Annotated in this window: 17 protein-coding genes; 15 read left to right on the top strand and 2 right to left on the bottom strand. The window is 56.6% G+C overall.

All coding sequences use genetic code 11. The features are described 5' to 3' along the window. Positions 1–93: 93 nt before the first annotated feature. The 13 genes from ACFO1S_RS07395 to ACFO1S_RS07335 all read left to right on the top strand — a co-directional run bounded on the left by ACFO1S_RS07395 (position 94) and on the right by ACFO1S_RS07335 (position 15,190). Positions 94–846: an HNH endonuclease gene (locus ACFO1S_RS07395; RefSeq protein ID WP_378126529.1), complete on the top strand. Its 753-nt coding sequence runs from the start codon at positions 94–96 to the stop codon at positions 844–846. A 234-nt stretch (positions 847–1,080) separates the two neighbouring features. Further along, complete coding sequence (locus ACFO1S_RS07390) at positions 1,081–1,632, top strand: guanylate kinase (protein WP_204604083.1); 552 nt, start codon at positions 1,081–1,083, stop codon at positions 1,630–1,632. Further along, positions 1,629–2,855 carry a deoxyguanosinetriphosphate triphosphohydrolase family protein gene (locus ACFO1S_RS07385; protein ID WP_204604084.1) on the top strand — a complete coding sequence of 409 codons (1,227 nt, stop codon included), beginning with the start codon at positions 1,629–1,631 and terminating at the stop codon, positions 2,853–2,855. Before ACFO1S_RS07390 ends, ACFO1S_RS07385 begins: the two co-directional genes overlap by 4 nt. 58 nt (positions 2,856–2,913) lie before the next feature. Next, positions 2,914–4,884 (top strand): helix-turn-helix domain-containing protein, encoded by a 1,971-nt coding sequence (locus ACFO1S_RS07380; protein WP_204604085.1) that lies wholly within the window; start codon positions 2,914–2,916, stop codon positions 4,882–4,884. Next, entirely contained in the window at positions 4,871–5,671 is an 801-nt protein-coding gene (locus tag ACFO1S_RS07375; protein ID WP_204604086.1) for an IucA/IucC family C-terminal-domain containing protein, read from the top strand. Before ACFO1S_RS07380 ends, ACFO1S_RS07375 begins: the two co-directional genes overlap by 14 nt. Positions 5,672–5,750: 79 nt before the next feature. Further along, positions 5,751–7,409, top strand: a complete 1,659-nt coding sequence (locus ACFO1S_RS07370) for an FAD-binding dehydrogenase (protein WP_204604087.1) — start codon at positions 5,751–5,753, stop codon at positions 7,407–7,409. Between the two features lie 85 nt (positions 7,410–7,494). Further along, on the top strand, positions 7,495–8,232 hold the full coding sequence (locus ACFO1S_RS07365; RefSeq protein WP_204604088.1) for a YfjL-like protein: 738 nt from the start codon (positions 7,495–7,497) through the stop codon (positions 8,230–8,232). Between the two features lie 188 nt (positions 8,233–8,420). Next, complete coding sequence (locus ACFO1S_RS07360; protein ID WP_378126526.1) at positions 8,421–9,098, top strand: response regulator transcription factor; 678 nt, start codon at positions 8,421–8,423, stop codon at positions 9,096–9,098. Continuing rightward, positions 9,095–10,507 carry a HAMP domain-containing sensor histidine kinase gene (locus tag ACFO1S_RS07355; RefSeq protein ID WP_204604090.1) on the top strand — a complete coding sequence of 471 codons (1,413 nt, stop codon included), beginning with the start codon at positions 9,095–9,097 and terminating at the stop codon, positions 10,505–10,507. Before ACFO1S_RS07360 ends, ACFO1S_RS07355 begins: the two co-directional genes overlap by 4 nt. A 32-nt stretch (positions 10,508–10,539) precedes the next feature. Next, positions 10,540–11,598 (top strand): extracellular solute-binding protein, encoded by a 1,059-nt coding sequence (locus tag ACFO1S_RS07350; RefSeq protein ID WP_204604091.1) that lies wholly within the window; start codon positions 10,540–10,542, stop codon positions 11,596–11,598. A gap of 155 nt (positions 11,599–11,753) precedes the next feature. Next, complete coding sequence (locus tag ACFO1S_RS07345) at positions 11,754–12,887, top strand: Fe(3+) ABC transporter substrate-binding protein (RefSeq protein WP_204604092.1); 1,134 nt, start codon at positions 11,754–11,756, stop codon at positions 12,885–12,887. Then, the gene (locus tag ACFO1S_RS07340; protein WP_204604093.1) at positions 12,888–14,543 is read left to right on the top strand and encodes an ABC transporter permease; all 1,656 of its coding nucleotides are present in this window, start codon (positions 12,888–12,890) and stop codon (positions 14,541–14,543) included. Then, positions 14,540–15,190, top strand: a complete 651-nt coding sequence (locus ACFO1S_RS07335; RefSeq protein WP_204604094.1) for an ABC transporter ATP-binding protein — start codon at positions 14,540–14,542, stop codon at positions 15,188–15,190. The genes ACFO1S_RS07340 and ACFO1S_RS07335 overlap by 4 nt, the downstream gene beginning before the upstream one ends. A gap of 55 nt (positions 15,191–15,245) precedes the next feature. Here the strand turns inward: ACFO1S_RS07335 and ACFO1S_RS07330 are convergent, their stop codons facing one another. Next, the gene (locus tag ACFO1S_RS07330) at positions 15,246–16,247 is read right to left on the bottom strand and encodes a WG repeat-containing protein (protein ID WP_204604095.1); all 1,002 of its coding nucleotides are present in this window, start codon (positions 16,245–16,247) and stop codon (positions 15,246–15,248) included. A 184-nt stretch (positions 16,248–16,431) separates the two neighbouring features. Here ACFO1S_RS07330 and ACFO1S_RS07325 point away from each other — a divergent pair, with 184 nt between their 5' ends. Next, on the top strand, positions 16,432–16,614 hold the full coding sequence (locus tag ACFO1S_RS07325) for a hypothetical protein (protein ID WP_204604096.1): 183 nt from the start codon (positions 16,432–16,434) through the stop codon (positions 16,612–16,614). Between the two features lie 175 nt (positions 16,615–16,789). Continuing rightward, positions 16,790–19,675: an S-layer homology domain-containing protein gene (locus ACFO1S_RS07320; protein WP_204604097.1), complete on the top strand. Its 2,886-nt coding sequence runs from the start codon at positions 16,790–16,792 to the stop codon at positions 19,673–19,675. A gap of 108 nt (positions 19,676–19,783) precedes the next feature. Here ACFO1S_RS07320 and ACFO1S_RS07315 read toward each other — a convergent pair whose 3' ends face one another. Further along, positions 19,784–20,698, bottom strand: coding sequence for a DMT family transporter (locus tag ACFO1S_RS07315; protein ID WP_204604098.1), 915 nt, complete (start codon positions 20,696–20,698; stop codon positions 19,784–19,786). Between the last annotated feature and the right edge of the window lie 106 nt (positions 20,699–20,804).

The following is a 20,804-nucleotide window of genomic DNA, read 5'->3' as shown; positions in this document are numbered from 1 at the left end:
CACTCCTCTTTCAATGATGGCTTCTTCTTGCTATATCATACCAGAGACTCCATGCTTTTCATCGTGCTTTGCGGGATATGCTATACTGAAAGTATGACAAACGATACGGAAAATCAACGACAGGAGCCGGAAGCGGCTTTTAAACTGTGCGTGCGTTGCCAGACGTTCAAACCCTTAGCGGAATTTGCAAGCAGGAGCGGCAGGGCTGCGGGGCGCAGGCGTCGGCGGGGAACCTGCCGGACATGCCGCCTCCAGGAGCGGAAGCCGGAGCTTGCACAGCGGCCGGAGAAGGCTGGGGAGGAGCCGGCCGAACCTACGGAGCAAGCGTCCAAGCCCAAGCGCCGCAGAAGAAAACGAAGCAAGGGGAAGAAGCCTGCGGCCCCGCTGATCGTCGTGCCGGCTCCAGAGAAGACCGGGAAGAAGCCTGTCGCGAATTCGCAGGACGCCTCGGCCCTGAGGCCGACGCGCCAAGGCTTTATTCGGATGCGCGGCAAAACCGATAGCGGGCGTACGTATTATCAGGAGATCGACCCCGAATTCGCCAAGATTCTGGTACGCGAGAACGCGGCGTTCGTCCTGAACCGGCATACGATTCGCCGGATATACAGCAATAAGGAGTTTCGCCGCCTCATTCTGACGCGCGATCGGTACACATGCCACTTCTGCGGCCGCTACGGAGATACGATCGATCACTTGCTGCCCCGCGCCAAGGGGGGACATACGACCCCGGTCAACTGCGTCTGCGCCTGCAACGAGTGCAATCAGTCGAAGGCGGATCGCGACCTGGACGAGTTTACTCAATCCTTATTGAACGCCCCGCGCATCGATCCGGACTTGGAGCCCTGAGCAGCGGTCCGGGCCGATTGCGCCGCCCTTGCGCTTCCGACCGCAAAGTTGCGGCGCCTTCCTTGACTCTACTGCGCACGATATGCCGCACGCCCCGGTCAGCTTGTCCTCGAAGGGCTGAAGCTCGATTCTCCCGCTTGACCGCCGTCTTCTCCGTTCAAGGCCTGCAATTCTCCCGAAAAGAAGGTATAGTGAAGAAAAAGGGAATTGACCGCTAATCGCAAGGAGGCAATTATGTCCATATCGCTTGTGGTGCTTCAAGGGCCGAGCGCTGTCGGCAAAAGCACGATCCAGTCGAGGCTGGGCATGCCGCGCGTCGTAACCTGGACATCTCGTCCGCCTCGGGAGGGGGAGCGGGACGGGGTGGATTATTGCTTTAAGGAGCGCGCGGAGATGCAGCGTCTGTACGGGCTGGGGCAGATGGTGGAAATGACCGAATACCACGGCAACCTCTACGGCACTCCGCTAAGCCTCGTAGAAGAGATTGTCGGCCAAGCGGAGATTCGCTCCGTGATCCTCGATCGGGTCGGCGCGGAGAAAATCCGGCAGCTGTTCGGCGACCGCATACTCTTGATCGGAGTAAAGGCGGCCAGGGCGGATTGCGAACGGCGTCTGGAGGCTCGCGGTCATGGAGCCGCCGAGATCGGCGTCAGGCTAAGCTCGTTCGAGGAGGAAGTGGAGGCCTTGTCCGATTGCGATATCATACTTAACAATACGGATGCCAACCGGGACAAGGTCGATGCATTGACCATATGCCTTCGGGAAGGACTGGTGAATCGCGCATGACTTCTTACGATTCGGCAACGCTTCAATACGTGAAGGAATGGGAAGCGCGGATGCAGGGGATGAATTTCCGGCTGTATGCCGGCGAGGAGGACGGACGGAACCGGGACGCCTATGCCCGGGACTACGCGCGCATCCTCTACTCGGCGTCGTTCCGCCGCTTGCAGGGCAAGATGCAATTGCTCGGCGTCGATCAGTATCATTTCATTCGCAACCGGCTGACGCATAGCATGGAGGTGGCGCAGATCGCCAGAGGCATAGCCGCCGATATGGGAATGGCGAATACGTTCGTCGTTGAAGCCTGCGCGCTGGCGCACGATCTTGGCAACCCGCCGATCGGCCATCACGGAGAGACGGTGCTTAACGAGCTGGTCGGAGCCATCGGCGGGTTCGAGGGCAACGCCCAGACGCTTCGTATTTTGCGCAAGCTGGAGAAGAAGCATCATGCCTACCGCGGACTGAACCTGACGTTCAGAACGCAGCTTGGGGTCGTTAAATATTTCCGGAAGCATGACCAAGGCCGGAACAGCAAATTCATCTATGATGAGGATTATCGAGAGATTACCGAAATTCTGGCCGACCGCAAGATTGCGCTCGACAGGGTGGCGACCATCGATATGCAGATTATGGATTTGGCCGACGAGATTGCCTATGCGGCGCATGATCTGGAGGATTGTCTGAGTCAGAACCTGTTTACGATAGACGATCTGTTATACGAGTTCCACAACAGCGGCGAATATCGTTCTGCGTTCGAAGAGCTGGAGAAGATCGTCGGGAGCTGCCGATCGTTCGCCTACCAGGGCAAACACTTCGATTCCTCGGAGGAATACTCGTTTCTGTTCCGCAAGGAGTTGACCTCCACGATTGTAAATCGCTTGATTCGGGATATTCATTATGACGAGAGCGGCGGGCGGCTGGGCTACAGGCAACACGGAATGCTGGCGAAGGGACTGAAATCGCTGGTTTTCCAGCTCATTCTGAGGCGTCCGTCCGTGCAGCTGTACGAGAAGAAGGGCGAGAAGGTATTGCGAGGTCTCTTCCAGGTATACACGGACCCCGGCATGAACGGAGATTTGAGGCTGCTTCCGCCGGAGTACCGCAAGTTCGAGAGCGATGACGAACGGCTGCGCAACGTAGCGGACTTCATCTCCGGGATGATGGACCAATTCGCTATGCACGAGTTCGAGAAGTATTATGGTCCGGGAGAATTGAACAGATTAGTATAGCTGCCAGAGCCGCGACTTGCTGAGACAACTAGAGAGATCAACGTAGAAGGTGAAAGGAATGTCGGTAGACAATCAAATGGCGCTGTGGAACGAAGCTGCGCTCCGCGTGCTGGACATTCGCCGGAGCGCGCTGCAGCCGGGCAACAGCCTGCGCGCATTCCGCTTGCCGTCGAGCGCTTTTCTGCTCGCCAACCGGGGTAGGGCGCGGATGGTGCTGGACGGAGTCGAGCACGCAGTCGAAGGCTGCTATGTGTGTCATGCGGGGAAAGGCGCGTCTCTCGATATTGTCGAGGTCGCCGAGGAGTTCAACTACGACATCGTTTATTACAAAGCTTCCCTCGCGTTTCCTTGCCGACAGGAGCTGCTGCGCCTCTATCGGGAGGACAATCCGTTCCGATCGCAATTCGGCTATGCGCCGATCTATCCGCTGAGCCTGCTGACCCGTTTGGAGCTCATGCGCAGACACTGGCAGGCAGACGCCCAACTGGACAAGTTTCAGGTCAGGGCTCTCTTCCACCAGTGGGTGCACGAGATTCTGAAGCAGCGGTATGAGTATGTAGATCATTCGGGCCGTGTGCTTGGCCCTCTGAGCCAAATTATTCGCTACATGGAGGAGCAGTACGCCGAGCGGGTAAGCCTTGACGATCTCTCGTCCCTATTCGGCTTCAGCTCCAGGCAGCTTCAGCGGTTGTTCAAGAGCGAGCTGCGCATGGGGCCTATGGAGTACATGAATAAGATTCGCATGGAGCAAGCGCAGGCGATGCTGACGAAGACGGAGGTCTCGCTCAAGGAAATTTCCGAGGCGGTAGGCTACGCGGACAGCTATTATTTCAGCCGGGCCTTTAAGAAGCACTATGGCATCTCGCCGCAGCATTATAGAAGCGAAGGTCGCATAAGTCCATCCCGTTCGTCGCGAATTTCCATTGGCGAAGGAAGAGTTCGGTCGTATAGTATTGCTGATGATGATAATCATTATCAATATAAGGACGAAGGGGCTATACCAATGAATAGACGTACGAAATCCATGCTGGCGGTTAGTTTGATGCTGAGTCTGATGTTATTCCTGGCGGCATGCGCAGGCAATAACGGCGGAACGGCGAACGGGAACGGGGCGAATGCCAGTCCGTCCGCGCCGGCATCGACGCAGCCTGCGTCGTCCGCAGCGGCCGAGACGGCGCAGCAAAGCAGCTATCCGGTGACGATCAAGCATATGAAGGGCGAGTGGAAGCTGGAGCAGCGTCCCGAGCGGATCGCCGTTCTGGATACCCAGTTTGTGGACCAATTGCTGACCTTGGACGAGCAGCCGGCGGGCAGCGTGACGGCTGCGGGCGATTCCTCCGACTTTCCGGAATATTTGACGGATAAGCTGAGCGACGTGAAAGTGCTGGGCACGAAGGACGAGCCCAATCTTGAAGCGATCATCGCGATGAATCCCGATTTTATTATTTGTACGGAATTCCAGGAGAAGATTTACGACAGCCTGACGAAGATCGCGCCAACGGTCATGCTGAACCGAAATGACGACTGGCGGGATACGCTGGTCACGTTCGGTCAGATTGTCGACAAGAAGTCGGAAGCCGAGCAAGTGCTTGCAGCCTACAAGGAGAAGACGGAGCGGCTGAAGGCGGAGCTGGCGACCAAGCTGGCCGGGGAGAGCGTGGCATTGATTCGCCCGCGCGACGATATGATTCGCGTACATACGCCGTTGCACCGTACGGCAGCCATTCTGTATGAGGATCTGGGCCTGACGGCGCCCGAGCAGGTGCGGGAAGTGCAGGATACCGCATACCCTATTTCGTTGGAGGCGCTGGGGGATGTCGGGGCCGATCATTATTTCCTGTTGACGGACGATATGTTCAGCGGTCTCGTTGAGGAATTCAAGAGCACGCAAACGTGGAAGTCTCTTGAGCCGGTGAAGCAGAATCGGGTGTACACGGTCGATACTACGCTGTGGATCGCTTATTACGGCCCGATTGCGATTAACAAAGTCGTGGATCAGATTGGAGAGGCTTTGCTTGGCCATTCATAACCTGCCGACTTCCTTGACGGAAGCGGAATGGGAAAGCCTTGCATCCAGATTCAGCTTAACGAAGGGCGATATCGATCGCCCTTCGTTGCATTCCGTTCCTTCCGGCCGTCTGCTGGAAAGGGAGGCTTGCGAGCGTTATCTGGACGCGCTGTCCCTTGAGATCGGCTCGCCGTCGCGAAGAGTAACGGCTTCGATGCTGGCGAAGAGATACGCATTCGTATGCGTGTCTCCCGTGTTATATGCCATGACGATGTTCGACAAGGGGCTGCGGCTTTCGTTAGAGCATTGCCGGTTGGAGTCTTACCTGGATCGCGGCGGCGATCCGGGAAATTCCCGTTTTCCGAATTATAGCCTGGCGGGCCTGGAGGTCTGGAAGCCGGCCCCGGGCAGCAGAAGGGAATGGCGGGAAGCGCTGCTTCTTGAGCTGTTCGCCGGTCATCTGTCTCCTCTGTTCGCCGGCCTGTCGGACTTGGCCAAGGTTCCGGCGGCGATCCTATGGGAAAATGCGGCGGTGCGAATCCTTCCGTTATACGAGGAGGCTGCGGATAAGGAGACGGACATGGCGGTTCGGGACCGGATTCGCGAGGACTTCGAATATATCGCAAATACGGCTCCGGGAAGCCTATTCGGGCAGAGAACCAACCCGTTGAGGAGATTTCTGGGCTCGCGGGACTGCGCCGGGTCGGCGGATACCCAAGCGCATACTCGGTTGACGTGCTGCCTGTATTACGAGATGTCTGCGGAGTATTGCCGGGCGTGCCCCCTGCCGCAACGACGAAAGGGATGACAAAATAACCCAGATCCTGTATATTCGGCTTAGCTGATCCCGGAGAGGGATTGCAGAGGCAACGGGAGGGGAATCGTCCATGCGTTACGATTACGATGCGATCGTGGTAGGCGCCGGCTTGGCGGGGCTCGCGGCTGCTGCGGAGATTGCGGACAAGGGGAAAAAAGCGCTCCTGCTGGACCAAGAGCCTGAAGCTTCCTTGGGGGGCCAAGCCTGGTGGTCGTTCGGGGGCTTATTTCTTGTCGATTCCCCTGAGCAGCGACGATTGGGCGTGCGCGATTCCAGAGAGCTGGCGCTTCAGGATTGGCTGGGCTCGGCGTCTTTCGATCGCGAGGATGAGGACTACTGGGGGCGAAAGTGGGCGGAAGCCTATATCGATTTCGCTGCAGGGGAGAAGCGGGCTTGGCTGCATGCGATGGGCGTAAGGTTTTTTCCAGTCGTCGGCTGGGCGGAAAGGGGCGGCTATCTGGCCGAGGGACACGGCAATTCGGTACCCCGGTTCCACATCGTGTGGGGAACGGGACCGGCCATTGTCGCGCCGTTCGAACGGCGAGTCCGGGAGCATATGAGGAGCGGTCTGGTTGCTTACAAGCCGCGGCATCGGGTGGATCATCTGATTCGTGAACAAGGCGCGGTTATTGGTGTAAGCGGTTCCGTACTGGCGGCGAGCGCCGCCGCCCGCGGGGAGGCCAGCTCCAGGGAGGCGATCGGTTCGTTCGAATACCGGGCGCAGGCGGTGCTTGTAACGAGCGGAGGCATCGGCGCCAACCACGAGCTGGTGCGGGCGAACTGGCCGAGCCGGCTCGGCGTCCCGCCCGGGCGGATGCTGTCCGGCGTTCCCGCCCATGTCGACGGACGCATGCTCGGCATCGCCGAAGCGGCAGGCGGTCGCATCGTGAACAGGGATCGCATGTGGCATTATACGGAAGGGATCAAGAACTGGAATTCCGTATGGGCGAACCATGGCATCCGCATTCTTCCCGGGCCTTCTTCGCTGTGGCTTGACGCGAAGGGACAGAGGCTGCCGGCTCCGAACTTTCCGGGCTTCGATACGCTGGGAACGCTGGAGACGCTGCGCCGCACAGGCTACGACTATTCCTGGTTCATTCTGACGCAGAAGATTATCGAGAAGGAGTTCGCGTTGTCGGGCTCGGAGCAGAATCCCGATCTGACGAACAAGAGCGTCCGGCAGGTGCTGTCGCGGGTGCTGCCCGGACCGACGGCGCCGGTGCAGGCGTTCCTGGACAAGGGGGAGGATTTCGTCGTAGCCGACAATCTGGCCGAGCTGGTCGCCGGGATGAATCGGCTGACGGGCGAGGAGCTGCTTAGTCTTGAGGAGATTGAGCGGCAGGTCCGCGCGCGGGACCGGGAGATGGATAATGCGTTCACGAAGGATCTGCAGATCACCGCGCTGCGCGGCGCGCGCCAGTACAAAGGCGACAAGTTCATTCGGGTCGCTAAGCCGCACAAGCTTCTTGAGGCGAAGAACGGTCCGTTGATCGCCGTCCGGCTGCATATCGTCAGCCGCAAGACGCTGGGGGGCTTGCAGACGGATTTGTCCGGGCGCGTCCTCGGCGCGGACGGCGAAGCGATTCCCGGTCTCTACGCGGCCGGAGAAGCTTCCGGCTTCGGAGGCGGCGGCATGCACGGCTACCGCGCGCTGGAGGGGACGTTCCTCGGCGGCTGCCTCTTCTCGGGAAGAACGGCGGGACGGGCGGCGGCGGATGAGCTGGGATAGGAAGAGGGATTTATAGGAAACTCCCGCCTGGTTTGTGTTAGAATAGAATGGAATTGTTGGGGGAATGCAACCAGAGGGAGCGGTAATGAAAAAGCTATTGCTTGGCGTGTTGGCTACGCTCTTGTTGCTTGGCGCAGGGTACGTTTACGTTGAGTTCAACGGGTATCCATGGAAGCACAGCCAGATCAAGAAGGATGCAGCGCATTATATGCAGGAGAAATACGGGATGGACGCAAGAGCTGCGGGCAGCCGGTTTAATTTTAAGTTCGACACCTATGCAGGCGAGGTCTACGATCCCCAAGTCGGAGAAGAGCAGCTTATTCTCGTCGAGAGAAGAGGGCCATTCTATGACTCGAACAATGAGTGGGTCGAAGGGCAATTGGTAGACAATTATAGCGAGGTCTATTGGGGAAGACAGACCGAACGGCAATTGCGGCAGCAATTCGCTTCATTCTACGGTCATCCCGACATTGGCTCGATTAACGTCGATACCGTTGCCGCGATGTATGGGATGAAAGAGCAGGTAAGCTCCGAGAAGGATGCGCAGGGCGTGCTTATCCCGATGAAGCCGGAGCTTCACAGTACATGGGATATCGATCTGGCTGTCGACGATTTTTCCGAGCCGTTTCTGAAAGAGCTGCTGCTTGCAATCAAGACGATGGGCGAGCAGCAATTGGAGGCGGATCTTAACGTAACGGCGGCAAGAGGCGTTCGCGAGGACGATACTCAGCCTAACCGGACCCGGTATTTGAATTTGGAGTACGAGAATTTCGCGGGCATCGCCAGTGTCGGCGACTTGCAGGCGGCGATCAAGGAGTACTGATCGTCGTAGAGAGGCGAGTCGCGGTCTGCCATGGCAATAGGTTGCCTAATGGACCAAACCTCACCTGATCTCTCTCATGAGAATCGGGCGAGGTTTATTTTTTATTACCGATAATCATTCTCATCATGGCGACATTCGGCTATACTACCCTTGTATGGTTGGACAAAAGGCGGAAAGGAGAGCCTGTCTTGAAAAAGGTATTGCTCATCGAAGACGAGAAAAACCTGTCCCGATTCGTTGAATTGGAGCTTCGGCACGAAGGGTGCGACGTGACCGTAGCGTACGATGGCGAGACGGGTCTCTATATGGCTAACACGCAGGATTGGGACGTGATCCTGCTCGATCTGATGCTGCCCGGAATGGACGGCATCGAGGTGTGCCGCAGAACGAGGCTGATCAAGCAGACGCCGATTATTATGATTACCGCCAGAGACAGCGTAAGCGACCGCGTGACCGGATTGAACTGCGGCGCGGACGATTACATTCCGAAGCCCTTCGCCATCGAGGAGCTGCTGGCGCGCATGAACGTCATATTTCGCAGGCAGGACGAGCAGCGCGGCAACGCGGTATCCGAGCTTTCCTGCCGGAGCCTGTCGGTTAATCTGGACGCTCGCGAGGTGCGTCTCGGAGGGGAAGAGATCGAGCTGACGAAGCGGGAGTACGATCTACTGGTCACTTTCATGGAGAACCAGGGGCGAGTGCTTAGCCGCGAGACGCTTCTGGATAAAGTATGGGGCGTAGAGACTGCCGTAGATACGAACGTGGTGGACGTATACGTAAGGTACCTGCGCAACAAGATCGATGCTTCCAAGGAAGAGAGCTTCATCAAGACCCAACGCGGAATCGGTTACGTGATGAGCAGATGAGGGGCGGGGCGCGGACATTTTCCCGGCTGCCGATCAAATGGAGGCTGACCATCGGCTCGGCGTGCATGATTTTTCTTTGCTTTGCGGCGTACAACACGGTGCAGTACTTCTTCGTGCAGAACTGGATGCTCAAGGAGCAGGAAGCCGGCATTCGGAAGGACATGGGCGATATGCTCAATTATTTTCTGGAACGGGAAAGCTCCTTCCAAGAGGACGAGCTGACCTCCATTCGGAACTATCTGAACAGGATCAACGAGAACCGTCAATTCATCCGGATTCTGGACGATCGGGGGCAAGCATTAATTACGGTTGCCAACGATATGCCCGAGAATGCCGTAGAGCCGCTGACGGTGGAAGCGACGGCCATTGAGCGCTTGTCTCACGGGGACGGCCCTTTGCTGGTTATGCGCAGCCCGCTCACGATTTTCAACTTCAACGGCACTGTGGAAATCGTAAGGAGCATCGACGAATTCGACAAGCTTACCGGGGCGATTTTCAGGGTGATGATTACGTTCGGCCTGGGGGCGATCGTTCTCAGCGGGCTTGTGGGCTGGCTGCTGGCCTGGCAATTTCTTAAACCGCTGAAATCGATGGCGACGACGATTCGCGCGATCAAGAGCGACGGAATCACGGCGCGAATGCAGCCGCAAGGCAGCCGGGATGAAATGTCCACGTTAATGCAGCTGTTTAACGGCATGATGGACCAAGTGGAGCGCTCCTTCGAGCAGCAGAGCCGCTTCGTGGAGGACGCATCGCACGAGCTTCGCACTCCGATCGCCATCATCGAGGGGCATCTTAATTTGCTAAAGCGCTGGGGAAAGCAGGATGCGGCCATTCTGGAAGAGTCCTTGACGGCGTCGCTGGAGGAGCTGCTTCGGCTGAAGAGGCTTGTCGAGGAATTGCTGGCGCTAACGAAGGCGGATAAGGCGGAGACCTCCCCGACCGAAGCAGAGGAGGCTTATCCCGATCAGGTTATTCGCTCGCTGGTCAAGAAGCTGGCTGTCGTCTATCCGAATTATCCGTTTCGAATAGAGGCAGTGCCGGGAGCGGAGCGGCTGGCCGTCGCTATGTCCGGGTCGCATCTGGAGCAGGTGCTGCTGATCGTTCTGGATAATGCCGTCAAGCACTCGCCGAAGGATGAGAGCATCGTCCTGCGTCTGGGGCTGGCTCAAGATCGGGTTCGTATCGAGATTGCGGACAGGGGAGCGGGAATCCCGGAAGCCGATCTTCCCTTTGTGATGGATCGCTTTTATCGCGCGGACAAGGCTCGAAGCGGGGGCGATCGCGGTCACGGCTTGGGTCTGGCCATCGCGAAGCGGCTGATCGAGAGTCGGGGAGGAAGCATTGCCATTGAGAGCGAGGAGCTTCGCGGCACTGTCGTATCGATAGAGTTGAAGCGGCTGGATTGAGGTCCGGCCTGTACAGAAAGAGGTGTAGCACAATGAAAGGCAAAGTGTTTCTTCAGGCGCTGTTCGGGCTTTACATCCTTCTGCTGCTCTCGGGCTGCGGCGCCGGCTCATCCGAGCGGCAGGCGGCTGCGGGGAAGAACCGGATCGTAACGGTATATAGCGCAAGACACTACGAGGTCGATTCCAGACTGTTCGAGCAATTCGCGAAGCAGACGGGCATTCAGGTCAAGGAGGTAAAGGGAACGGCGGAGGAGCTCGTTCGCCGAATGGCGCAGGAGGGAGAAGCGTCCGAGGCGGATCTGTTTCTTACGGTGGATGGAGGCGTGCTGGAGTACGCGAAGCTCCAGGGAGTGCTTCAGCCGTTCGTATCCGAGGAGATCAACCGCAATGTCCCGCCGCAATGGCGAGACCCCGATGAGGAGTGGGTCGGGATTGCGACTAGGGCGCGCGTCATTGTCTATGCGAAGGATCGGGTACAGCCGGAGGAGCTGTCTTCGTATGAGGATCTGGTCGCCGAGAAGTGGAAAGGGCGAATCGTAGCCCGCTCCGCCTCGAATTTGTACAATCAATCGCTGCTGGCTTCTCTCATCGCGATTAATGGAGAGGAAGAAGCGAAGCGCTGGGCGATAGGCATCGTGCGCAACTTCGCCCGTCAGCCGGATGGCGGCGATCGGGCGCAAGCGAAAGCCGTAGCGAACGGCATGGCCGATGTGGCCATTATGAACACGTATTATATCGGGCAGATGTCGGCGTCCGGCGATTCGGAAGAGGCGCGGATGGCGGAGCGTCTCGGCATCGTGTTCCCTAACCAGGACACGACAGGAACGCACGTGAATATTAGCGGGATCGGGCTTGCTCGGCAGGCGCCCAATAAAGACGGGGCGATAGAGCTGATCAAGTACTTGACCGGCAAGGAGGGGCAGACGCTGCTTACCCAAGGCAGCTACGAGTTCCCGGTTAATCGGGAAGCCGATCTGCCGGAGCTGCTGCAGCGCTGGGGAACGTTCAAGGCGCAGCAATACGACTTCGCCAGCCTTGAACGATATGGGCGGAAGGCGCGGGAGCTGTTTGCGGAAGCGGGCTGGGAATAGAACGTTCAGAACCAACAAAAACAACTTTTACGATTCACATCATTTTCTCATTTTCGTCCGGTAGACTAGGTTATAGGCTCGTTAATTGAGAATGAATATCATGATCAGTTCAGGAGAGTCCTATTATTTCACCTTTACTTGGAGGGAAACGGGTAATGAAAAAGCAGTACAGAAATGTGTTGGCGGCAATCTCGATCGTGATGATCCTTTCGTTGCTTACAGCTTGCGGAGGAGGAAAGAAGGAGGAAGCGGGCAATCCGCAAGGCGGGAGCAGCGCGCCGGCTTCGCAGCCGGCAGCAACGGCGGAATCCTCTTCTTCCCCCGAGAGCCAGACGGGCGGGGAAGTTAATATTTATACGGCGCGCCACTATGAGGTGGACGAAGTGCTTTATGCGAAGTTTACGGAGTCTACGGGCATTAAGGTGAATGTGGTTGAAGGCAAGGCGCCCGAATTGATCGAGCGCATTAAGCGCGAGGGCGCCAGCACGGCCGCGGATTTGTTCGTCACGGTAGATGGAGGCATTCTGAACACGGCGAAGACGGAAGGATTGCTCCAGCCCTTCGTCTCTGCGGTAATCGACGGACAAGTGCCTTCCGATCTGCGCGATAAGGACAACGAATGGATCGGCTTGTCTACGAGAGCTCGCGTAATCGTGTACTCGAAGGATCGCGTCGATCCTGCCCAGCTGTCGACCTATGAAGACCTGGCGACAGACAAGTGGAAAGGCAAGCTGCTCGTGCGTTCGTCGGACAGCCTGTACAATCAGTCGCTGCTGGCTTCATTCATCGCGCTTAACGGCGAGGCGGAGGCCGAGAAGTGGGCTGCAGGCATTGCGGCCAATCTGGCGAGAGCGCCGGAGGGCGGCGACCGCGATCAGGCTAAAGCAATCGCTGCGGGAACAGGCGACGTTGCGATTATGAACACCTATTATGTGGGCCGGATGAGCGTTTCCGATAACGCGGAGGAAGTGAAGGCCGCTGAGCAAGTAGGCGTCTTCTTCCCTAACCAGGATACAATCGGCACGCATATTAACATTAGCGGCGCTGGACTTGTCAAGCATAGCAAAAACAAGGACAACGCCGTGAAGCTGATCGAGTTTCTGACGGCTGCGGAAGCTCAGGAGCTGTTTTCCAAAGAAAACTTCGAGTATCCGGTCAACCCGGCGGCCGCTTTGCCGGAATTGCTGGCGAGCTGGGGCGAGTTCAAGCGCCAGAAGGTCGATTTTGCCGCCTATGGCGAGTTTAATCCGAAGGCTGTAGAAATCGCGAACAAGGTCGGTTGGAAATAAATGAAGCATCGTGTTACTTCTCTAAGGCATTGGAGGAGAAGGGCAGACGGGTGGTCCATTGCAAGCTGGACCGGGGCGGCAGTCATTCTGCTGCCCATCCTGTATGTCTTGTCCGGCCTGCTTCGGAGTCCGAATGACAACTGGGTCAAGGTAAAGCAGTATTTGTTAACCGATTATGTCTTGGGCTCGTTAAAACTGGTGCTGCTCACCGGTTTTTTTGCCACTTCTATCGGCCTGGCGCTGGCTTGGCTTGTGACGGGCTACAGCTTTCCGATGCGCAGGTTTTTTCGCTGGGCGCTTATTCTGCCGCTGGCGATCCCGCCTTACATTGCGGCGTATACCTACGGCGCGATGACGAGCTACACCGGCGTGATCCAGGCGACGCTGCGCAACCAGTTCGATATTGCGCTTGCTCCAGGGACGATTGAAGTGATGTCCTTTCGGGGAGCGGTCTTCGTACTGACGCTTTTTCTGTATCCGTATGTCTACATGATTGCTTGCGCTTTTCTGGAGCGGCAAAGCGCCTCGTATGTGGAGAACGCGAGGCTGCTGGGAAGCCGGCGGTTCAAGCTGTTCTTCCGCGTCGTGCTGCCGATTGCCCGCCCGGCCGTTGTGGCCGGCGCGATGCTTGTCGTGTTCGAGGTGCTAAGCGATTATGGAGTGACGAGCTACTTCGGCGTTCAGACGCTGTCGAAGGCGATATTCCAGACGTGGTTCGGCATGTACGACGTCGACTCGGCGATTCGGCTGGCAGCCTGGTTGATGCTTGCGGTAATCGGCATTTTCGTGCTGGAACGGTATCTTCGCCGAAGCCGCCGGTTTCATTCGACGACAAGCCGCAGCAAGCCGCTTGCACCGACGAGGCTGAAGGGAGGAGCCGCGTGGGGCGCCGCGGCGCTCTGCTCTGCCGTATTTCTGCTTGCCTTCCTTGCCCCGGTCGTCCAGATCGCGTCATGGGCCGCATTGACCTATCGGAAAGTATGGCGTTCCGATTTTGGCGAGATGGTGCTGAACAGCATCGGCGGCGCATTCATCGCTACCGTCATCATTCTGCTGCTGGCCCTGATGACGGCCAGAACCGCCCGCGTGTTGTCGTCGGGAGCGGCATACGGGCTGGCTCGGATCATGACGGTCGGCTATGCGGTTCCCGGCGCGATTATCGCCATCGGCGTGCTGGCGGTCTTCATTGCGCTGGACGAATGGCTGATGCCCTGGTACGCGCGCGCCGGCCTGGGGGAGGGCGTTCTTGTATTAAGCCTGTCGTTAGGCATGCTGATCACCGGTTATGTGATCCGGTTCATGGCTACCGGGTACAATGCGCTGGAGGTCGGGTACGAGAAAATTCCGCGCGCTTATTCGGAAGCCTCTCGCACGCTTGGCGCGGGAACGCTGCGGACTTTCATCAAGGTAGAACTGCCTTTGCTTAAGGGCTCGTTGGCAACCGGATTTATCGTCACCTTCGTCGAGATCGTCAAAGAGCTGCCGTTGACCTTGCTGCTTCGTCCATTTAATTATGACACCTTGGCGACCCGAACTTACCAGTATGCTTCCGACGAGCGTATCTACGAGGCGGCGCTGCCTTCGTTGCTTCTCATCGTCGTCAGTCTTGTGCCGGTAATTCTAATGACCCGAATGGGAAGGGGGAAGCGAGCTTGAGGTATTTTGCCGCGGAGCATATCCGGTTCAGCTATGCCAGGAAGCATAAGCCAGTGATTGAGGATTTTTCCCTAAAGCTGGACAAAGGTGAAATCGTCGGCCTGATCGGGGCGAGCGGCAGCGGCAAAAGCACGCTGCTGCGCATCTTCGCCGGGCTTGAGGAGCCGGAGAGGGGAACATTGTCCATCGATGGACGGATCGTGATGGATGAACGGACGTTTGTGGAGGCGGATAAGCGGGGCGTCGGGATGGTCTTTCAGGACTATGCCCTGTTTCCACACCTGACGGTCGGAGCCAATGTCGCGTTCGGCCTGAAGCGGGCAAGACGCGCGAAGCGGTTGGGGGAGATGCTGGAGCTTGTTCAGTTGAGCGATTATGCCGACCGCTATCCGCATGAGCTAAGCGGCGGACAGCAGCAGCGGGTCGCGCTGGCGAGAGCGCTGGCGCCGGAGCCGTCCGTGCTGCTGATGGACGAGCCCTTCAGCAATCTGGACGCCGAGCTGAAGCTGGCGATTCGCAGCGAGCTGGGCGAGATTCTGCGAAGGTCCGGTACGACCTGTCTGCTTGTCTCGCACGATCTCGCGGATATAGAAGCGATCTGCAGCCGTCATATCCGTATCGGAAGTTCGAATGGCAATAACGAATAAGCGCTCAGGGGACGCCGGTAACGGCGTCCCCTGAGCGGCTTGAATGAGCTTTGTCCTACTCCCATCTAATAATGTCAGTGGCCTCCTTAATGATTTTTCCTTTGGCATTGATGTAATAATAGCGTCCGTTCTTGGAAACGATCGCCTGTCCTTTGGAGAAATTCGTTACGCTGTCATAGACGGCCGGGATGACCAGCTTGCCCTGCTTGTTGATATATCCGCCCTTCCCCAGCTTCTTCCCGTTGTGAAGGTACACATCGGCCAGACCGTTCGAGTAAGTCCCCACAATCGCGTATTTGGGTTTGACGGCGATCTTGCCGGATTCGTTGACGAAGCCCCAATTATTACCCGATTTTACGGCGATCATGCCGTCAGCCTGCCCCCCTACCTCATCGAATTGCGGCTTTGTAACGTAGACACCCTGTTTGTTGATGAACCCGTACTTTCCGTTGACGGATACTTGTGCAATGCCGCGCGCGTTGAAGGCTTTGGCCGTCTGGAACTTGGCCGGAATGACCACTTTTTTGCTGGCGTTCACATAGCCGTAGGTGCCTTGACCGCTTTGATAGACATAGAGCTTCTGTTTGTAAGGATCGTGGGAAAATACTTTTTTGATCGACGAGTCGGAGGATTCCACCTGAAACTTCAGCGCATATTCTGCGACGAGATATCCGCTCCCTATAATGCCGTCACCCGTTGCATAGACATTGATGTTCAACTGGTAGGTGCCGGACTTGACCTTCGGGGAGAAGCGAACCATAAACGAAAATTCGCCCGTATCCCCCGGAAGAAGCGTAAGCTCCTCGGGATCGCTTGTCACGGATACCATATTTTTTCCGGCTTGCCCCCATCCGTACAAGGAGGTCCGCGGCTCATAGATCACCGTGTAGCTGCTATTGTTCGTAAAGCGGGAAGGGATGGAAAGCTTTTTGTCGACGCCCGTCTTAATTGTGAAAGTCTGTGTGTAATCGGCTTCGGCATGAACGGGGGCAAGAGGCGTGAACCATAATAGGGCAAATACAGACAAAAGCAGAGTAAGTTTTGTTTTGGTTTTCATGGTGCCTCCAGAGAGTTTTGAATGGGATAAATCTTCCACGAATAGTATAGCTGAGAGAAGGATAAGCGTATAGTGAAAAGAGTTTCAGTCGGGCTGGCGTTACCAGGTTAAGAATTTGTATAGAGCTCTGCTCTACAATGGGGTATTACGGAAGGAAGTTTAGCCCCCTCATGGAGATGAGCAGATGAAGACACCGTTGCACAATGAGTTTCAGAAGTTGAGTCACGAGGATGAACGGCGCTATCGATTGCTTATGGAGGTAGTGAGAAGCATTCACGAAAGCAAGAAGAAGCAAAGCTTTCTTCAAGCCTTGGAGCGCAGATGGCGATTAAGAAAGCAAGGCGTCGAAGCGGCAAAATGGAAGTAAGCCGCGAGAAGGATAATTCGAAAACGGCTAACCGAATCCCCCTGTTCAAGCAAAGCGATTCCTGCTGTCAGATCGAGAGACGGAATCGTTTTTCCTGTTTAGAATCCGTTTAGAGCCTTGGGTTAAAAAGGAAGAAGCCCGAGAATGAACGGGAACTACGGAGGGAGATTACAACGTGTACAAGCTGTTCAGGAAAAGTTTGTCCATTATTATCGCGCTAAGCATCGTATTGTCGGTATGCTCCGTCGCAGCGGCGGCACCATCCACAATCAGATTTCTGATGTCGAGCCCTACAGGAAAACCGGGAGAAGAGGTCGCGGTCAACATCACCGTGGAGTTTCCGGCCGACGGTCTCTATTATTCTTATAATCCCTATGTTGGATGGGACGTGCCCACTTCGGATGCGAGATTTGGAAACTGGGAGTCCAACTTTACCGCGATTAAGCTGTATTTGACGATTGCGGAAGACGCTCCGTCCGGAAGCTATCCGGTCTCTTTCGATCGAACCGAGATGGAGGTGGAAAGGGGAACGACAGCAGCAAATGCCGTCCCTTTTACCGGCTATGAGACCGTGAACGGGACGGTCCATGTCCTGAAGCAAGTGTCCGTTGGGCAAGCGAGCGGCAGCGCGGGCAGCGAGGTGGAGGTTTCGATATCCACCAACTCGACCGAACCGATCAGCTCCTATGAGGTAACGGTACCGTACGACTCGTCTGTATTCGAGGTTGTGGACGTGACGCCCGCTGAGGGCGGAGCGCTTAGCCATTCCGACAATGGGTCGGGAGGGTTAACCGTAAACTGGGATAACGACGGCGTTTCTTCTCTTCTCATGACCAACGGAGAGTTGTTTAAGATTAAATTCAAGATCAAGACCAACGCAACGCTGGGAAGCAAGCCGTTGAACGTCAGCTTGGGCCAGTTCAAGGATCAAGGCGGCGGAGCGCTGACCGCGATCCAGACGCGTGCAGGCTCCATAACGGTTACGGCCAATCAGAGCCCTGTGGCGAGCAACGTAAGCGTAACGGGTACTGAGCAAGTCGGAGAAACCCTGGAGGGCGGCTATGCCTACTCGGATCTTGAATCCGATTCAGAGGGTAATTCGACGTTCAAGTGGTACCGGGCCGATAGCTCCGCCGGAGTCGGGGAGCAGCCGATCTCAGGAGCGGATGCGACGACGTACGTTCTGCAACCGGAGGACAGGGACAAGTACATTCGTTTCGAGGTGACACCGGTTGCAGTCACGGGGACCGTATACGGGACACCGGTCAAGAGCGCTTGGACGGGGGCTATCCAGGTTCCGAAGTACAGGGTCCTCTATGAAGCCAACGGCGCAATGCAAGGGAATGTCCCGGTCGACTCCAATCAATATGAGGCGGGTCAAGAGGCGACAGTGCTCGGCAACACGGGGAACCTGGAAAAGACAGAGCATACCTTCGGGGGCTGGACTGCGGATCAAGCCGATAACGGAATAAGCTATACGGCGGACGACTTGCTTCCGATCGAGTCTGCTGACCGCACGCTTTATGCGAAATGGATAGTGAATCAATATCAGGTTACCTTCGATTCGAAAGGCGGCAGCACGGTGCCGAGCGTCCAGGCGGATTATGATAGCTTAATCGCCGCACCTCAGAATCCGAGCCGTTCTGACTATTCGTTTGAAGGATGGTACAAGAACCAGGCACTGACGCAAACCTGGTCCTTCACCTCCGATAAGGTTGTTGCCGATACGACGCTGTATGCCAAATGGTCGCAAAATTTCCAAGGCGGCGGAGGGGGAGGCCCGGTTGTGCCGATTACTCCGGGCAACACTCTGGACGTGCTGATTAACGGCCAGTCGGAGAGCGCGGCTAAAGCTGAAACAAAGACGGACAACGGTCGTACAACGACGGTGGTTTCCGTGGACGGGACAAAGCTGGAGAGCAAGCTGAACGGAGAAAACTCGGGAGGCAAGCTGACGATTCCGATTGCGGTACAATCGGATTCCGTCGCTGTAGAGCTCAGCGCGCAGACGGTAAAGGCGCTGCAGCAGAAGCAAATGCGGATTGAATTCCAAACCGCGAGCGGAACGTATACGCTGCCTGCGTCGCAAATCGATATGCAAGCCGTCTCCGGCTCAATCGGCTCCAGCGTTCCGCTGGAGGAGATCAAGGTGCAGCTGAAGATCGCCAAGCTTTCCGAGAGCCAGGAGAAGACAGTGCAAAGCGCAATCGCCAAGGGAGATCTGACACTGGTCGGCGAGCCGCTCGAATTCACGGTCGAAGCCAGCTACGGCAGCCGGAGCGTTGCGATTACGACGTTCTCCTCTTATGTGGAAAGATCCATCGTCCTCCCGAGCGGCGCAGCTTCGGACCGCTTGACGACGGGAGTCGTGATTGACCCGGATGGAACGGTTCGCCACGTACCGACCAAGGTCGTTCAAGAGAACGGGCAATATAAAGCTATCTTCAACAGCTTGACGAACAGTACCTATGCAGTTGTCTGGCATCCGGTCGCGTTCAAGGATGTAGCTGGTCATTGGGCGAAGGATGCGGTTAACGATATGGGCTCGCGTCTGGTCATCAGCGGAATCGGGGATAATCAATTCAAGCCGGACTTGGACATTTCGCGTGCCGAGTTTACCGCGATTGTCGTGCGCGCGCTGGGGCTTAAGCAAACCAAGGGAGCGGGCAGCTCGTATTCGGATGTGAACGCTTCGGCATGGTACAGCGGCGCGATCGAGTCGGCGAAGGCTTACAAGCTGGTCAGCGGCTATGCGGACGGCACGTTCCATCCGACAGACAAGATTACGCGCGAGCAGGCCGTCCTGATTCTTGCGAATGCGATGGAGCTTACCGGATTGAAAGCGAAATCCTCCGTCTCCGCAGACCCGATGCAACGGCTTGGCTCCTTCACGGATGCCGCTCAAGTGTCGGATTGGGCGAGGAAGGCAATGGCCGCCGTTGTCGAAGCGGAGATTGTGACGGGACAGAAGGGGAACCGTCTTGCCGCCCAAAGCTATATTACGCGTGCGGAAGTGGCTTCTCTTATTCAGCGGCTGCTGCAGAAATCGAATCTCATCTAACAGGAGATACCGTTCTGGCATGCAGTGCCGACACCATACAAATGCAGCCTCTCGTACATACGAGGGCTGCATTTTTTTTGCGTGCGGACAACAGGCTTCCCTGAAAAGTCAGGAACGAGCCTTGAGCTTACCGGGAGAGAGCTGTGTCCAAATTACGCCAATGACGATAAACGCCGCTCCAAGGAGGACATAGCCCTGCAATTGCTCGTTGAGAAAGGCTACGCCGGCGAACAGCGTAATAACCGTGGCCAGATTGACGAAGACGCTGACTTGAGATGCCTTCAGAATAGATAGCGCATAATTGGACAGGAGCGCCGTGCCTAAGGACGAGAGAAGGCTGAGATACAGAATGGGCAGCAGAAATCCCGGCTCGGAGAACGGCTCGAAATAAGCTTGAACCGTATGGTCGCTTAGATGCTGGACGAGAGCGGCTGAGTTAAAAGCGATAAACCCGATCGCGAGCATGACGTAGGTGAGCTCAAACAGGGAAAACCTGCGATTCATTTTGCGGACGAGCACGTTATAGCCTGCGGACGACAAGGCCGACAGCAGTATGAGGGTGAGGCCTAGCAAGCTTGACTCGCTTGTGCTTGAGCCCTTCATGAGAAAAATAAAGATAACCCCGCCCGTGGACAAGAGAATGGCCAGCTTCTGCTGCAGCGTCGACCGCTCCTTCAGAAAGGCCGATGCCAGAATCATGGTGAACACGGGAATGCAGGCTTGAATAATGCCCGCTTCGGAAGAAGCGGCATGCGCGAGGCCGAATACTTGAAACGCAAAAAAGCTTGTCGGATACAGAAGCGCAATGGGAAGGATAGCAAGTAAATCCTTCGGCCGAAGCGTCAGCTTAAGCTTGCCGATCGCGAGCGGCACGGACGCGGCGAGCAGCGAAAGGGTAAACCGATGAGCCAAGGAGTCCAGCGGGCTGGCGAACGCCAAGGTGATTTTAACGAACAGGAAGGAGAAGCCGATAATGGCGGCGTAGAGGAATGCGGCGGAATAAGCCTTCTGCGTAGAGGTCATGGTTGAGTCTCCTCGTATAGTATCTTTTGAAAGCTCTTTTAAGTCAGTTTCCAGTCCTCGAGGGGGCTGGAGGCCTCCGTCAAAATTTCCAGTGAATCGCTCATTG

The sequence above is a fragment of the Cohnella boryungensis genome, from assembly GCF_042651945.1.
In the GTDB taxonomy this organism is placed as follows: Bacteria; Bacillota; Bacilli; order Paenibacillales; family Paenibacillaceae; genus Cohnella; species Cohnella boryungensis.
The sequence above is the reverse complement of the archived record's forward strand: the minus strand, read 5'-3'. Positions and strand labels throughout refer to the sequence as shown.